Below are 16,921 nucleotides of genomic sequence, written 5' to 3'. Positions count from 1 at the left end.
CCCTCTATATCAGTTCGTATAGTTTTTCCAGTTCCTTGCTATTATGAAAATTGATGTTGCTGCAGTTTGCTGCGAGTCTATCTCGCAATGCCTTATCGCTATATAACGTTTCTATCCCATCCGCTATACCGTCAGCCGATAAGTCGCAAATCATTCCATCAACCCCATCGTTCACCTGGCTTCTTGCTGTTGGATAATTTGTTATCAGTACTGGCTTACCAAGTATCTGCGCTTCCCCAACCGTTACAGCCTTTCCTTCATACCGTGATGGCTGAATATAAAGGTCTGCTTCTTTTAAATAGGTATATGGATTGGTTTGTTTCCCCAATAAAATGAAGCTGTCTTGTAAATCATTTGTCGCAATTAACTTCCCCAGCATTTCCTGATCTCCGCCATAACCAACAACATACCAGACGATATCATCATAACCTCTGTCCTTTAGTAGCTTTAAAGCACTCACTGCATTATCAATTCCTTTTGCATGAGAAAGTCTTGCTACTGTTATCAGTTTAAATCGCGGATCAGCAGTCATCGGATTTTCAACTTTCTCATCTGATAATGCTTTCACAATGTCTGGTGATGCAATGTTCTCGATGACAATAACCCTCTCTTTTAAGCTAGGGTATTTTTTAATAAATGCGTTTTTACATGCTCCGGATACGGCTACAATATAGTTAAATTTGCACCACATGTTTAAATCCATGTTTATATCCGTTTCTACTGTTGAAAAATCAGTATGTATCCAGGCTATCTTGGTCTCGGCTTCTACCTTCTCTGCTACAACGTAATGCGGCCATAAATAGCTGATTGCAGCATCGTATTTCTTTTCCAATCTTGGCAGAAATGGCAATGCATACTTCCACATAAATTGCATTTGCCTGTATCCTGGTTCTGAAACCTTGCTCTTATTTGCTTTATACTTAGCCATAAGCCTTGTCAGACCTAGTATTACTTTACCTGATTTTAAAACTTGCCCGATCGGTATTCGAAAGGTTTTATAGGCGTTTGACTCTTCCAGTAAATTTGCTTTATCAGGGAGCAAATCGATTAAATCGCCTGTATGGCTGTATAGCATAAGATCAATATGGCTTCTGCTGTAATCGAAGTTATCCAACATACTAATCATACTTCTTTCAACACCTCCAACCTCCATATCAAAGCTGGCGATTAAAATCTCTTTCATATTGCCCTCCTGAACTGGATTGATATATAGTCATCAAAGTGGCTATTGCTCGCTTTAGGGAATACCCGCTTTTTTCAAATCCATTTATAATATTATAGGTGTTTTTTTCTTTCTGACCTGCCAATTCAACTATTCTGTCTGCCCAAACATCAGGTCCATCAGCTAATGAAAGCTTTGATATTAAACCTATTCCTAAATCTGCTTCTGGCTGGATAGCTTCTGATACCACGGCGGGCAATCCACATGCTTGAGCTTCAAGCAGCACAAGACCTAATCCTTCATAATGGGATGGAAAAATAAAAACATCCATGCTATGCAACATGGTAGATATGTCATGTCTTATCCCCGTAAATCTTATGTTTTCAAGGATGCCTTCCTGTTCAGCCTTTTCTTCTATTTGTCGTCTTAAATTTCCATCTCCTACTAGTAACAGTTTAATAGCAGGGTCTCTATTAATGAGACATTTCATTATTTCTAATATAAACTCATGATTCTTTGCTTCTATAAACCTGCCAATATGACCAATAACGATGCTCTTACCTAAACCTTCCTTTACTTTAAGTTCCGTGACCTTCTTTTGCGGATTTACCAGGAATGTTAAATACTCAATCGCATTTGGGAAGTATGAATACTTCGATTTTGCTAACCCTTTATTTCCAAATAAATACTTTCCTGCCCCCTCGCTGCACGCTAGTAAGTTTGTAGAGAAATGGTTGATGATAAACCGCATTACTTTGATGTAGGCTTTTCGCATAAATCTGCTACTACTGTCCATGGTTGTATGTGCATGTGAAATTCTAATTTTAACACCAGCTAAGTAGGCAGCAATTGCTGCAATACCACAATGAAACAATGTATGTGCGTGTATAGCGTCATATGGCCCATATTTTTTGATGACATGATAAAGTTCTTGTATGGAATTGGTCTTCGATAATTTGATAACTCTGCCACCGCGGTCTTTAATTTCATCATCGTAATGAGCATCTTGATCGCTATATGAAATAAAATCAAACTGTACCTTCTTACGATCAACGTTTCTGTAAATATTCATTAGCATGGTTTCTGTTCCTGCTCTGTTCATTGCCCCAACAACGTGAAGAATCCTCATTTTGTTATCCTCTTTTCACGTCTTTTCCCCAAATTTGTCATTCTGCCATTTAGCAAATTCAATAACCGTCTTATATTTCTGGAGCTCATCTTTATCAACTCCCGAATTCTTCAGTTCCTCAACAAAATCCAGCCATTCATTTTCTGGCAATAGTTCATCAATAGGTTTTGTACCTAGTAATGTTCTAAGGTCCGCATCTAAGACTGCTGCGATTCGGTCAATAATTTGAATAGATGGATTTTGATTTAAATTACGTTCAATATTACTCAAATACGACTTAGATATATTTGCTCGCTGGGCACACTCAGATAAACTGAGCCCTTTCTGTTTACGGATAATTTGTATTTTTTCACCTATCATAGTCTATACCTCATGTTTTCTTAGGATAAAATAACTTGTATTTTTACCGATTTCACGAAACATATCTCGAATACATCTTATAACCCTCTGTTGATCGTCACCTGTTAAGTTTGACCCAGATGGAAGACATATTCCTGAGATAAATAATTGTTCAGCAACATGCTCGTTCCCCTGGTGAGGATAATAACTTGCTTCTTTGAAGAGTGGCTGCATATGAAGTGGCTTCCATACAGGACGGGCCTCTATGTTTTCATTGTTAAGTGCTGTTAATAATTGTTTCACTGTCACCCCTGCTTCTTCCTCATTAAGAGTTAACGTTGTAAGCCAGCGATTCATTCTGGTTTCTTCCAATTCTGGCATAAACGTTATTCCGGGGAGGTTAGCTAATCCTTGATAGTAAATTTCATAAATGCTTCTTCTTGCTGAAACGCGACTGTCGAGTACTTGTAATTGCGTCCTGCCGACCCCAGCTAATATGTTACTCATCCGGTAATTAAATCCGACTGTGCTATGCTGATAGTGAGGAGCCTGATCACGTGCCTGACTTGCCAGGAACCTAGCTCGTTGTATGGCCTTGGCATCATTCGATATAAGCATGCCTCCGCCGGATGTGGTAATAATTTTATTGCCATTAAAGGAATAAATACCGAACTTGCCTAATGTGCCACTGGCTTTTCCTTTATAGGTAGTTCCAAGTGATTCAGCTGCATCCTCAATAATTGGTACATCATATGCGTCACAAATCTCCAAAAGTTCATCCATCTTAGAACTTTGGCCATACAAATTTACAATAATTACGGCCTTTGGCAGCCTTCCAGCAAGTGATGCTTCTTGCATCGCCCTTTCAAGTGCTTGTGGTGACATGTTCCATGACTCAGGTTCTGAATCAATAAAAACTGGGTTTGCTCCTTGATATAAAATCGGATTTGCACTTGCTACAAATGTAAAAGTTGAACAGAAAACTTGATCACCATTTGTTACATTTAATAAAGAAAGAGCCAAATGAATTGCGGCAGTACCCGAACTTACGGCTGCAGCATCTTTGACTCCAACTTTTTGTGCTATTTCCTTTTCAAACGCATCCACATTTGGACCTAGAGGCGCTATCCAATTTGTTTCAAATGCTTCGTTTATATACTGTTGCTCCCTTCCACTCATATGTGGGAGTGATAAATTAATTCTCGGCTTTGTCAAAAAACCACCACCTTTTCTAAATCATTAATCGTTCAATTATTCTCGTCGGACTTCCAACGGCTTTGCTGAATGCTGGAATATGTTCTATTACTGTAGACCCAGCACCTATTACGGACCAGCTGCCAAGATGCTTTCCAGGAATTATTGCTGCCGTTGATCCAACATGCACCCCTTCGCCAGAAGTAACACCTCCAGTTAACGTTGCGTTTGGTGAAATATGTGTATAATCACCAATATTGTTGTCATGCTCTATGACTGCTCCTGTGTTAATAATACAGTGCATGCCGATTTTGGCACTTGCATTGACTACCGCATTTGGCATAATGACAGTTCCATTTCCGATTTCGGCAGAACTGCTTACAACTGCTGTTGAATGAATAACGGATAAAAATTGCTCGGGAAGTAAATTTACTTGGTCAACTATCTTCTTCCTAATTTTATTTTCTCCAATGGCAACCACTACTCGTGTATCGTGCTGAAATAATTGTGTTAAGTAATCTATTGGTGCATAAATAATTCCATTTTGTTTAAATCCACGTTTATGCTTATCATCCAAAATAGCAGTGACTTGATAGTTCACATTCGGAAATAACATCTCTTGTATGACTCTGCTATGTCCACCATCTCCTAAAATAATTACATTCACCCTACAGCACTTCTTTCGTGCCATTAAATTTTTCCATCGTAACAGAATCCCGGCCCGTGATTCCTTCTTTTTTGACTACTTTTAAAAAAGTTTTCAGCAGAATCCTGCAATCAAGAAATAGTGATCGGTTTTCGACATACCACGCATCAAGTCTGAACTTTTCTTCCCAGGTAATTGCATTTCTGCCATTTATTTGTGCCCAGCCAGTAATACCTGGTTTCACGGTATGACGCAATGACTGCTCCTTTGTGTAAAGAGGTAAATACTCCATCAATAATGGCCTGGGTCCAACTAAACTCATATTTCCCTTTAAAACATTGAACAACTGCGGGAATTCATCCAGGCTATACTTTCTAAGAAATCTCCCTAATGGTGTTAGCCTGACATCATCAGATAATTGCTTACTATTATGATAAAATCCGTTAGCCATTGTTCTGAATTTATATAAATAAAAGGCTTCACCGTTCAATCCGGGACGTTGTTGTTTAAACAATATTGGTCTCCCCATTCGCAACCAAATGATTACTGCCACTATAATTATTAAAGGAGAAAACAGTGCAACAATCATTATCGAAATGACACTATCAAGTAAGCGTTTCATTCACCTCTCACTCCTCAGGACATTATTTGGGTATTAGAAAACTAAGCATTCGTTAAAGGGAATCTTATGAAAGCGTATTTTGCTTTCTTAGAAGCCCTTATACTATGGTGTGCAAGCCTTAGTTGCACTTATGCAGTAAGAAAGTATTTATACTTTCTTACCTGCTTAAAAAATCCGCTGCATGTAACTGCACCGGAGATTTACTAGCTTTATTTGTTTTAGTAACCTTTTCGTAACCATTTGGATTATTATATTGCCATCGCCATGTATCTTCACACATAGCATCTATGCCTCGGATTGGCTGCCAGCCGAGTTGTCTCTTTGCCTTTGACGGGTTTGCATAACATATTGCAGCATCACCTGGGCGCCGTTCCTCAATGCAGTAGGGGACTGTCTGATTAGTAGCCCTTTCAAATGCATTGATCATTTCGAGTACGCTATAACCTTTACCGGTCCCAAGATTGTATGCATCTACACCATTGGCATACTGAATCTTTTTTAAAGCTTTTATGTGACCAGCTGCTAAATCGACTACATGGATATAATCTCTGACACCTGTTCCATCTCTTGTTGGATAATCAATCCCAAACACCTGTAGTTGCTGTCTTTTTCCAACCGCAACTTGTGATATATATGGCATTAGATTGTTTGGAATGCCATTCGGATCTTCCCCAATACGACCAGTCTTATGAGCTCCGATTGGATTAAAGTATCTTAGTAAGGCAATACTCCATTCCTGGTCTGAACGATATACATCCCGCAACATCTCCTCAATCATTTGCTTTGTGCGACCGTATGGATTTGTCGCTCCAAGATGGGTTTCTTCTGTAATAGGTACGTTACCCGAAGCACCGTATACAGTCGCTGATGAACTAAATACAAGTTTTTTAACCCCATATTGTTGCATCACTTCACACAATGTAATAGTTCCTGTGATATTGTTTTTATAATAGCGAAGTGGATCGCTAACTGACTCGCCAACAGCTTTTAAGCCTGCAAAGTGAATGACTGAATCAATTTTGTTTTCTCTAAATACATCAGTAACGTGTTCTTTATCAAGTAAATCAACATTATATGCTTTAAACTGTTTTCCTGTGATTTCTTTTACTCGCCTTAATGCTTCATCATTACTATTCGATAAATTATCCAGGACGATAATTTCGTAACCCTCATTAAGAAGCTCCACACATGTATGACTCCCGATATATCCAGCCCCGCCTGTTACTAGAATAGCCATTAAACTCTCCTCCTTTCAGCTACCAAATTAAATAGTCACTTTTATATAAAATATTGAGATTAATAACATTTTCAAAGAAGTAATATGCAAGGTAACATGCAACAATTCCAAAGTAGATAAATTTTTGATCCTTTTTAGTAAACACTTTTACAACCCATGAAATAAGAACTATCTGGTAAAGCTCAAAGTAAATTGAAATTCTGGCAAAAATCCAATTTTGTGTTGAGATAATCATAAAGACCAATCCAAGTATTGCCATATTTACGATATAATCACTTTCAGGAAATATCCGCCTCAGTTTATCTCTCCCTAAATAGGCAATAACTATGGGAGCTGCTGCAACCGCAACCCTCAGAAAGTTAGCACCACCTTCAGAAAAACTTTTGTAATGACTATACTGCGTATCATCTAATGCCGAAAACAATAATGCTGAAAAATAATCAAATCCTATAACAATCAACACAGAAAGCATAAGCAGTACTACGGTGGCCTTTGACCATGCCTTGAACCTAACTAAAAAGTAAATTGGTAATAATATAAGTGCACTTTGATGGAAGAAGGATGACAAAACTATAACTAAAGCATACTTCACGAAGCTTCCTTCAATTAAATATTTTGTAGCTGTAAAGGCTATTGCTGCCGCAAGCACTTGTCTTATCCCATTCATGGACACTAAAAATAGCCCACCCGTTATATAAACGTATAGGCTAATCTCAATCATCCTGGAATAATTATATAAAACCATTACAATAAGCACGTTTGTTATTAAGGCTGCCGTAAAAATCATGATTTGCGGATCTTCTGATATATACGACTTTAATAATCTTTGTAGAATGCCAAATCCGATATCCTTTTGGGCTAGAATGAAATCCCAAGAAAAATCATTTTGCTCATATATTCTTTTATAAACAAATGTATCTCCAATATTTGACCGAAGCCCTGATACAAGTATTAATGATAATAATGCACCAGATATTAAAAGTTTGTTAGGTTTAATTGGAACAGGTGATTCAATTTCTTGTGCAGGGGACGCAAAGTATCGTGCAAAAAGAGAAAAACTGAAAACGATGGCAAGGTTTATCCATAATATTGTCATCTGAAGTTTCCTTTCAATCTAAAACATTAAACTGTCCTCGTTTTGGTTTTAATATATAGATATAATAAAATTCCTATAGGCAGTGCCGGAATAGTAAGCATTTTACTTGGTGTTTCCTGTAAAAATGACCAATTACGACCTAATAAACTGCTAGATACATAGTGGATTGCTTGCTTAAATTTAAATACAAAACTCGCAGATGGTATCTTCATTAATTCTTTACGATAAAAAGAAAACCCCTTTGGATTCCTGCGATATTGATGAAGCATGTTTCGCGAAGAACCATCTGGAAGATATTCGACACAGCATAACACTTCATTCATCAATAACATTTCATAGTCCTGATCGAGCATGTAATACTTGTATGCGAGACCAACATATTTTTCATTCTGAATGATCGGATATGGATAATTTTTGGTTAATTCTGTACGGTAAACAAGCTTCTTATCACCTGTTACCCCATGCGTGTAATGCAGATTAAACAACGTGGAACACTTTATATGATCCGGCAAGATAGAACCAATTATTTGATTATTGCTGTCCGAATCAAGACCAATAATGCCACTAACATTATTACTTCCATACTTCTTCCAGAACGATAAAATCTTTTCCACTGCATCATCTGGCATATAGTCATCTGAATCAATACAAACATTTAATTCTGTATTGATCAGTTCGTATGCGGTGTTATGTGCACCATGCATTCCTTGATTTTCTTGGCGGTAATAGTTTATTTCAAGGATGCCTTCCTTAATCCACGACCTAACCAGGTCCTCGGTATCATCAGTTGACCCATCATCAATAATTAGCCAAATAAAGTCTTTACACGACTGGCGTTTCAGACTCTCGTAACAGATATGAAGACAATATGCCCGATTATATGCTGGGGTGAATATGGTTAGCTGTTTCATATAGCTGCTTCTCCTAATGCCAGATAGGATGCTTGTGTCTGCCCGGCTGTCTCCTTTATGTCATAGCCACTTTTCGATAAGGCGTGGTAATCAATTATTCTGGGTCTGATTTGTTTATCTAAACTTACAATACGTTTAATCCAAATGGCTGTATCTGTTAATGGCAGATAATCAACAAGTCCTGACCCCATATCAGCTTCCTTGGTAATCGTGTCAGCGATTAAACATGGAAGTCCTGCACCTTGTGCTTCTATTAAGGTTACTGGTAAACCTTCATGTATCGAAGGAAAAACAAAAATGTCAATGCCCTGAAGGATTGCGTCAATGTCATCCCGTACCCCCAGTAATTTCACCTTACCATTTAAATTTAACGCATTAATCTTCGCTTCGATTTCTTTCCTTAGTGGCCCCTCACCAGCTATTAACAGAACAGAATTTGCTATCTGCTTATTCAGACCAGCGAAGATATCTAATAAATGTAATTGATTCTTCTGAGGTGCCATTCTTCCAACATGACCGAGGACTAGAGTATCTTTGTCCAGGTTCAGTTCTCTTCTGATAGCATTACGGATCTGCTGTGAGAATTTAAATTTATCCGTTTCAATTCCGTTTTTCAGGATAAAAGCCTCTCCTGATTTATTTTTAAATAACCATTTAGCTGCTGCATGCGAACAGGCATAATAATGTGTTGCATGTGCATTAATTTTGCTGCCTGCGTACCATTTATAGGTTCTTGATGTAAATCCACCTTCACTTTCCGTATTATGGCTATGAGCAATTCTTACCGGTATATTCGCTTTTTTAGCTGCTCTTAACACAAATCCGCTCATTTTATCCATGTGGGAATGGATGATTTTATACTCATGGTGTCTCTTCAGGAATTGATTCAGTGCACGGATAAAACCAGTATGTCCGGCATCAGTAACATATGGGATACGATGAATCTTACCTCCCATGCTTATTATTTCTGAGTCAAAGACTCCCTCTTTACATGTTAAAAAGTCAAATTGTACCTTTGAGCGATCTATGTTTCGGTAGAGGTTCATGATTAGGGTTTCAGCACCACCTCTGTTCATATTAACGACAACATGTAGTACCCTTAACGGGCTGCCCATACCGGTTCCCCCTCTTCCTGCATATAGGATCTATAAATTATTTCCTTCTCAGCCAATACTTTATTTGTAGAATACTTCGCGATAATTGCATTCCTTCCATTTTGCCCAAGCTGATGCTTCATATCGACTGCATTCGAAAGAGCTATTATTTTATTAGCAAACACCTGTGGCTCGAATTTAGCTAACAACCAGCCTGTTTTGTTATTTTGAACAAGTTCTCTATGCCCTCTATTATCAACCGCTACGACAGGGAGCCCACATGACATGGCCTCCATGACATTGACAGGGAGTCCTTCTCTGTAGCTTGATGCAACTGCTATATCACACATTGGCAGAATCTGGTCAATATCCTTTCGAAAACCAAGAAAATCGACCATATGGCTTATTCCAAGGCTATTTGCTAATTCCTGGCAGTTCTCTAATAAAGCACCTTCTCCAGCAAGCAGCAGCTTTGCATTTGGAATTTTTTCTTCTAGTAAAGCTAACGAGCGAAGGAGAAATTGCTGATTTTTATTTTTATTAAACTCAGCTGCATAAAATAATAAAAAGTCATCGGCATGATAGCCAAATGACTTTTTCAGTTCTGCCCGTTTATTTTCATTGATCGGCTTATAACGTACAGTATCGACTCCTACGCCATGAATTTGTTCCGTTCTTTCTGCTTTAAAGCGATGTTTGGTGGCAATATTATAATCTTCCTGATTAATCGTTATTAGACTGTCCGTATATCGTGATAAAAACTTTTCAATCGGATAATAGATAAACCAATTAATAAGAGGTGCGCCTTTACAGAAGTGGAATCCATGTGCTGTATAGATAACTTTTGTTCCTTGTTTTCTTGTCTGCTTTGCAGCGATTCGGGCAAGCACTCCTCCTAGGGGGGTGTGACAATGAATAATAGAATAATTATTCTGACTCATAACCTTCTTTAACTGCTTATAGGCTTCTATATTTGATTTGCTAAAAGGGGATCGTTCAATTGGAATATTATATTGATTATCTGTGTAAGGTAAATTTATGTTTCCTGCTGCAGCAACATCAACATCCCACCCTTGTTCCTTAAACCACTTCATATAAGGCAAATGAAAAGCTTTAAAATGATAATCAACTGTCGCACAGTACAGTATTTTCTTCGTCATGAACATCCCCCCTTTCGCTATAGTTTCTATTTTGTTAATTCTGTTTCGAGAACTGTTGAAAGATAATCTAATAAGTCCTTACGCAAATCTTCCCGATCCAATGCTAATTCTATAGTTGTTTGGATAAATCCCATTTTCTCTCCAACATCATAACGCTTACCTTCAAAGTCATATGCATATACCGCTTCGTGCTTATTAAGCTCTGCGAGGGAATCTGTAAGCTGTATCTCATCTCCGGTACCTGGCTTTTGGTTACCCAGAATTTCGAATATTTGCGGACTTAGAATGTATCGGCCTAAGATGGCTAAATTGGATGGTGCATCTTCCTGTTTTGGTTTTTCCACCAGATTGTGAACATTATAGAGATGGTTTTCTATTGTACTTCCACCAACTATTCCGTACCTTGACACATCTTCATCTCTTACTGTTTGCACGCCAAGGATGGAGGCGTTATATCGGTTATACTGATTTATCAGTTGCTTCAGGCACGCAGTTTCAGATTTGACAATGTCATCTCCGAGCAGCACTGCAAAAGGTTCATTCCCGATGAATTTACGTGCACACCAAATTGCGTGACCAAGACCTTTAGGTTCTTTTTGGCGTATATAATGGATATCCACCATTTTTGAGGATTTTTGGACTTCGCTTAATAAGTCGAACTTCCCTTTATCGAATAAATTTTGTTCCAGTTCAAATGAATTATCAAAGTGATCCTCTATGGCTCTCTTTCCTTTGCCAGTTACGATAATAATGTCTTCAATCCCTGATTCAATTGCTTCTTCAACAATGTATTGGATCGTTGGCTTATCAACAATCGGCAGCATCTCTTTTGGCATTGCCTTTGTTGCTGGAAGAAATCTTGTTCCTAATCCAGCTGCTGGTATAATGGCTTTTTTTACTTTCATTGTATTCCCCCTCTATGCCTTTTATAATGAAATAGCTTTTCTTTGTTGTTGAACCACATCATTATTTGCGAGATTTATTAATTTTTTCCTGAGTAATTCTCTCTCAAATTTGGTATAACTTGAAACGATTTCTTCAATATCTTCCACATAAACACTTGTGGTTTTTCCGATATAAATCTTGGAGTACACTTGCTTTTTATTTACTTCATCTTCTTTTAACAACTCTTCAAAAAGCTTTTCACCTGGCCTTATCCCAGTGAACTCTAATCCAATTTCATCAATTGAATTACCGGATAGTTTGATAAGATTCTTGGCAAGCTCGACTATCTTTACCGGATCTCCCATATCCAGAACAAAGATCTCTCCACCTCTTGCCAATGCGCCGGCCTGAATAACCAATCTCGATGCTTCAGGGATAGTCATGAAATAGCGAACCATGTCTGGATGGGTCACTGTTACCGGGCCACCTTTTTCAATTTGCTTTTTAAATAGTGGAATGACACTTCCACGACTTCCTAATACATTGCCAAATCTCACTGCAACAAATTTTGTACTGCTATTTTGATCCATGTCTTGAATGACCATTTCGGCAAGTCTCTTTGATGCACCCATAACACTTGTCGGGTTGACAGCTTTATCTGTTGATACCATTACAAATGTGTCAACATTATTTAAATGTGCAGCATGAGCAATATTAGTTGTCCCGATAATATTATTCTTAACTGCTTCTTCCGGGTTACGCTCCATTAACGGAACATGTTTATGTGCTGCAGCATGGTAGATGACGTCAGGATTATATGTACTGACTACCGACAACATTTTCTCGGCATCCTGTATATCAGCTATTTCTGTTACGAAATCAATTTCATCCTTTTTAAAGCTCTCTTTCAGCTCCATTTCAATCGTATAGATACTGTTTTCACCATGGCCCAGTAAAACAAGCTGCTTTGGATTAAATTCTGAAATTTGTCTTGATATTTCGGACCCTATAGAACCACCAGCACCTGTAACTAAAACAACTTTATCCCTAATGTTGTCTGAAATGCTTTCGATATCCATTTCCACAGGATCCCGCCCTAGAAGATCTTCTACTTGAACATCACGAAATTGATTAACTGAAACTTTTCCTGTTATTAAATCCTCCAATAATGGAAGGATTTTCGTCTGTGCTTTTGTTTTAGCACATTCCTGAAAAATGATATTTAAATCTTTCTTACTAAGGGAGGGAATCGAAATGATGATATTATCAATCTCGAATTCTTTAACACATTCTGCTATCTGTTTCACCCCGCCTACCACGGGAAGACCTAGGATATCAAGCTGATGTTTCTTTAGATCATCATCGATAAATGCAACTGGTAATAGATTCCCCTCATTATGTTTTAGTAGCTGTCTTGCAACCATTGTCCCAGCTGAACCTGCCCCAATAACTAATGTCCTGATTTTATTGTCCTGCTTATTCATTACTGAGTCACGGTATAATCTCCATACAAACCTTGAACCGCCAATTAGAAACATATCGAGCAGCCATGTAACGGCAAGAAGTCTAAATGAAATATCGTTTAGAAAAATAAATTGGATAACAGCCGCGGACAAAATGGAGTAGGATACTATCTTAAAGATTATTAATAATTCTTTTGTACTGGCATATTCCCAGACTTTTTTGTAGAGTTTGTATTTTACGGATAAAAAATAGTGACACAACAATATTGCCATTGAAATTACAATTAACGGCACAGTAATAACATAGATACTTGCATTAACAAGAAAGCTGCTAATAAAAATCGCTGATAATACGATACACGAGTCAATAATGATGAATAAAGATAAGCGTTGCCGGTATGTCATACATATCCTCCTTTCTTTTAAAGGCCTTAAAATTAAATTATGTATGTATGGGCATTTAACCCGCCCTCACACCACACTACCGACGACTGGCGTCTAAGGTTTATATTGGATAAACCCACAGCATGATCGAGTGCCTACATCGATAATGGCAAGTAGACATCACCAAGATTTCTTAATAACAAATTTAAATAGCAATTTCATTCTTAATAGAGAACGTTTTGTGTTTAGAAAACCTGGCTTATCGCCAAGCCTTAATGATGAATATAGTATTTATGAAATCGACTCAACTGCCAATAAATTTGTATAACTACTTATTGACAATCACGCCTACTATTTCTGCATGAGCTAGGTCCAGAACCCTTTGTGCCTCAATGGCTTTCTCCATACCCGTCTTTCCACGTTGTAAAATTAAAACAACGCCATCACACATATTTGCCAGTATCCTGGTTTCTGTAAAGTCTAAAACAGTCGGAGAGTCGATCAGCACCATATCATAAGCACTTGTTTCTTTCTTTAAAAGATCTATCATCAACTCATTTCCTAGTAATTCAGCAGGGTTGACCAGTGTAGAGCCACTTGTAAGTACCTTTAGTTTTCCAATTCCCGGAATGTACGTTGCCTCTTCAATCGATATTTTGCCAGTAAGTACATCCGTTAACCCAATTTCATTCGATGTTTTAAATACATTATGGATATTCGGATTTCTCAAGTTTGCATCGATTAACAATACTTTCTCCTTTTGCTGTGCCATGGAAACTGCCAGATTCGCTATTAATGTTGTTTTTCCTTCACCTGATCCTGGAGATGTCATAAGAAAAGTCTTATTTTCTTTCTCTTCCGTTAAAAATTTAATATTAGTGCGGATTGTTCTAAATTGGTCAGAAATTATCGAGTTTGATCTTGTGTATGTGATTAGATTTTGTTTTTTTAAGTTAGCAGTTTGTGTCCTTTTATTTAACATCAACTGTTTCACCTCTAATTTCAAGTTGCTTATGTTTTGTTTGCTGGGCCGTTAATTTCTTCTTATTCATATTGGAAACAGTTCCAAGTACATGCACCCCTAATACTTCCTCAATTTCAAGTTCTTTATTGATTGTGTCATCCATTGAATCCAGTAAAAACACCAATCCCGTTCCAGCAATAATTCCAAATACAAATGCAATGATGACGGTTTTATTTTGCCCCCCATTTATAGGAGTAGCATTCACCATCGCTTCATTTAAAATCTGTACGTCATTAAAATTCAGTATGTTCGCTACTCTGCTTTTAAATGCCACTGCTGTTGAATCTGCTATAGCAGCAGCTAACTGCGGATCAGTATTCGTGACAGATATATTAATAATCTGAGAATCTTCCACTCTCTGTACTTCTATCTGACTTTTAATATTTCCTGATGACTGTGATAACCCTAAGTCTTCCTTAACCATATTCATAACGATTGAATCTGTAACCATGACCATAATCGTGCTCATAGACTCGGCTTCTGGGCCAATAATGACATCCGTTGAGGTATTATAAATTGGAGTGCTATTCGCACTTATATAAAAATGCCCTGCTAAAGTAGTGATAACAGTAATTAATGCAATTATCCAAAACCTCTTTTTAATTAGAATAAAAAAATCCTTTAAATTTACTTCTTTAGCTGTTCTTCGATCTATGTATCGATTTTGTTTTAATCTGCTCAATAGCACCAGCCACCCTATCTTTTATAGAATTACATATATATGCATAAAGCACATTTATATTCTTTATAACGAACATTTATTCCAAAAAAAATTTCCTTTGCTCATGAGGATATAATATATATGATTAATACTTATTTTAGTTCTTTATAATGAACAAGTCAACAGTTATTTGGTAATTATATTTAAATTTTTGCTAATTAATACTTAATAAAGAACATACGCTTGTATTTTCCCTACTTATTAATCAATTATTTCACCCAATTAAAAAGCACCCCCAATTGGGGAGTGCTTTATTTTATGGCAATACGGTTTCGCCCATCAAATATCGATCACATTCACGTGCAGCTTCCCGGCCTTCATTAATAGCCCATACAATAAGGCTTTGACCTCGGCGCATGTCACCAGCAGCGAACACGCCATCGACGTTTGTTGTGTATTCACCATATTCAGCTTTAATGGTAGAATTTGGACTTCGTTCAACATTAAGCTGATCCAGCAAGTCCTGTTCTGGTCCGGTAAAACCGATTGCAATCAAAACAAGATCGGCCGGCCAAACTTTTTCAGTGCCTGGTATTTCGTCACGAACCTTTTTCCCGCCTTCATAGCGAAGTTTTACGTTGACCGTATGAACTTCTTTAATATGTCCATTCTCATCACCAACAAATTTCTTGGTCATAACTGCATATGCTCGAGGATCCTCACCAAGCGTGCTTGCTGCTTCCTTATGACCGTACTCAACTCGGTGAATCACTGGGTATTGCGGCCATGGGTTTGTTTCCACATCACGTGTTGAGCCTTTTTTATCATAAATATCAAACTGTGTAAGACTCTTACAGTTGTGACGTACAGACGTAGCAAGACAATCGGTTCCAGTATCACCGCCACCGATGACAATAACATCTTTATCAGTAGCAGAAATATAGTTACCATCAGTCAAATTAGAATCAAGCAAGCTTTTTGAATTTGTGTGCAGAAAATCCATCGCACGGTGAACACCTTTTAGTTTACTACCCTCTACCTCGATATCACGGTGAACAGCAGCGCCACCGCATAGAATAGTAGAATCGTAATCTGATTTAAGCTCAGAAACTGTTATATCTTTACCAACTTCGGTATTTGTTATAAATGTTATACCTTCCTGTTCCAAAATATCCACACGGCGTTTTACAATCTCGTATGATAGTTTCATCTCAGGAATTCCATATGTTAGTAATCCACCTACACGGTCACTGCGTTCAAATACCGTAACGGTATGTCCTGCTTTATTCAACTGAGCAGCGGCAGCAAGTCCAGCTGGACCAGAGCCTACAACTGCAATCTTTTTACCTGTACGTTTCTCGGGAGGATTTGGCACAACCCATCCTTCGTCGAAACCTTTTTCGATAATCGAGCGCTCAATTGTCTTAATTGCCACAGGTGGTTCATTTATACCTAACACACATGCTCCTTCACAAGGGGCAGGACATGCGATTCCTGTAAATTCAGGGAAATTATTCATTTCATGTTCACGTTCTAATGCCTCTTTCCATTTACCTTCATAAACAAGATGATTCCATTCAGGAATAAGGTGGTAAACAGGGCAACCAGTTGTTACGCCATTGATTTCCATTCCTGTATGACATGTTGGGACACCACAGTCCATACAGCGTGCCCCTTGCTGCTGCACTTCTTGTTCAGACAATGGCTTTGTATAGTCGACCCAGTCTTTGGTACGCTCGGCTGGATCACGTTCTTTTTGTGCTTGACGGCTATATTCCATAAATCCCGTTTGTTTCCCCATTAGACTCCTCCTTCTTTTGTGAAAATTCTTTTCGTAAGGATCTTTTCATAAACTTTTGTTGCTATTTAAACCCCGCAGTTGATATAAAATACGGCACATACTAGGATTACCGA

At 37.9% G+C, this 16,921-nt stretch carries 16 protein-coding genes; all 16 read right to left on the bottom strand.

The window, feature by feature from the left end:
• Positions 1-4 precede the first annotated feature (4 nt).
• The 16 genes from BLS02_RS01980 to BLS02_RS01905 all read right to left on the bottom strand — a co-directional run bounded on the left by BLS02_RS01980 (position 5) and on the right by BLS02_RS01905 (position 16,808).
• Entirely contained in the window at positions 5-1,183 is a 1,179-nt protein-coding gene (locus BLS02_RS01980; RefSeq protein ID WP_092491281.1) for a glycosyltransferase, read from the bottom strand.
• Positions 1,155-2,291, bottom strand: a complete 1,137-nt coding sequence (locus tag BLS02_RS01975; RefSeq protein ID WP_092491280.1) for a glycosyltransferase family 1 protein — start codon at positions 2,289-2,291, stop codon at positions 1,155-1,157. Before BLS02_RS01975 ends, BLS02_RS01980 begins: the two co-directional genes overlap by 29 nt.
• Before the next feature lie 15 nt (positions 2,292-2,306).
• Entirely contained in the window at positions 2,307-2,651 is a 345-nt protein-coding gene (locus BLS02_RS01970; protein ID WP_092491279.1) for a helix-turn-helix domain-containing protein, read from the bottom strand.
• Positions 2,652-2,654: 3 nt separating this feature from the next.
• Positions 2,655-3,809 carry a DegT/DnrJ/EryC1/StrS family aminotransferase gene (locus BLS02_RS01965; RefSeq protein ID WP_092492207.1) on the bottom strand — a complete coding sequence of 385 codons (1,155 nt, stop codon included), beginning with the start codon at positions 3,807-3,809 and terminating at the stop codon, positions 2,655-2,657.
• Between the two features lie 52 nt (positions 3,810-3,861).
• The gene (locus BLS02_RS01960; protein WP_245735966.1) at positions 3,862-4,491 is read right to left on the bottom strand and encodes an acetyltransferase; all 630 of its coding nucleotides are present in this window, start codon (positions 4,489-4,491) and stop codon (positions 3,862-3,864) included.
• 1 nt (position 4,492) lies between these two features.
• Complete coding sequence (locus BLS02_RS01955; protein ID WP_092491277.1) at positions 4,493-5,092, bottom strand: sugar transferase; 600 nt, start codon at positions 5,090-5,092, stop codon at positions 4,493-4,495.
• Positions 5,093-5,249: 157 nt separating this feature from the next.
• Positions 5,250-6,329 carry a UDP-glucose 4-epimerase GalE gene (gene galE / locus BLS02_RS01950; RefSeq protein ID WP_092491276.1) on the bottom strand — a complete coding sequence of 360 codons (1,080 nt, stop codon included), beginning with the start codon at positions 6,327-6,329 and terminating at the stop codon, positions 5,250-5,252.
• 19 nt (positions 6,330-6,348) lie between these two features.
• Positions 6,349-7,425, bottom strand: a complete 1,077-nt coding sequence (locus tag BLS02_RS01945) for an EpsG family protein (RefSeq protein WP_092491275.1) — start codon at positions 7,423-7,425, stop codon at positions 6,349-6,351.
• 26 nt (positions 7,426-7,451) lie between these two features.
• Positions 7,452-8,336, bottom strand: coding sequence for a glycosyltransferase family 2 protein (locus tag BLS02_RS01940; RefSeq protein ID WP_092491274.1), 885 nt, complete (start codon positions 8,334-8,336; stop codon positions 7,452-7,454).
• On the bottom strand, positions 8,333-9,451 hold the full coding sequence (locus tag BLS02_RS01935; protein WP_092491273.1) for a glycosyltransferase family 1 protein: 1,119 nt from the start codon (positions 9,449-9,451) through the stop codon (positions 8,333-8,335). The genes BLS02_RS01940 and BLS02_RS01935 overlap by 4 nt, the downstream gene beginning before the upstream one ends.
• Entirely contained in the window at positions 9,436-10,590 is a 1,155-nt protein-coding gene (locus BLS02_RS01930; RefSeq protein WP_092491272.1) for a glycosyltransferase family 4 protein, read from the bottom strand. Before BLS02_RS01930 ends, BLS02_RS01935 begins: the two co-directional genes overlap by 16 nt.
• Before the next feature lie 26 nt (positions 10,591-10,616).
• Positions 10,617-11,495, bottom strand: coding sequence for a UTP--glucose-1-phosphate uridylyltransferase GalU (gene galU / locus BLS02_RS01925; RefSeq protein WP_092491271.1), 879 nt, complete (start codon positions 11,493-11,495; stop codon positions 10,617-10,619).
• A 21-nt stretch (positions 11,496-11,516) separates the two neighbouring features.
• A complete protein-coding gene (locus tag BLS02_RS01920) occupies positions 11,517-13,343 on the bottom strand; it encodes a polysaccharide biosynthesis protein (RefSeq protein WP_092491270.1) in 1,827 nt (608 codons plus the stop codon).
• Positions 13,344-13,650: 307 nt separating this feature from the next.
• Positions 13,651-14,304: a CpsD/CapB family tyrosine-protein kinase gene (locus tag BLS02_RS01915; protein ID WP_245735965.1), complete on the bottom strand. Its 654-nt coding sequence runs from the start codon at positions 14,302-14,304 to the stop codon at positions 13,651-13,653.
• Entirely contained in the window at positions 14,294-15,028 is a 735-nt protein-coding gene (locus tag BLS02_RS01910; protein ID WP_175476687.1) for a YveK family protein, read from the bottom strand. Before BLS02_RS01910 ends, BLS02_RS01915 begins: the two co-directional genes overlap by 11 nt.
• 295 nt (positions 15,029-15,323) lie before the next feature.
• Positions 15,324-16,808: a glutamate synthase subunit beta gene (locus BLS02_RS01905; RefSeq protein ID WP_092491267.1), complete on the bottom strand. Its 1,485-nt coding sequence runs from the start codon at positions 16,806-16,808 to the stop codon at positions 15,324-15,326.
• Positions 16,809-16,921: the final 113 nt, after the last annotated feature.

It is taken from the genome of Virgibacillus salinus (assembly GCF_900102415.1).
In the GTDB taxonomy this organism is placed as follows: domain Bacteria; phylum Bacillota; class Bacilli; order Bacillales; family Amphibacillaceae; genus Lentibacillus; species Lentibacillus subterraneus.
This window is presented reverse-complemented; position numbering and strand designations above follow the sequence as displayed.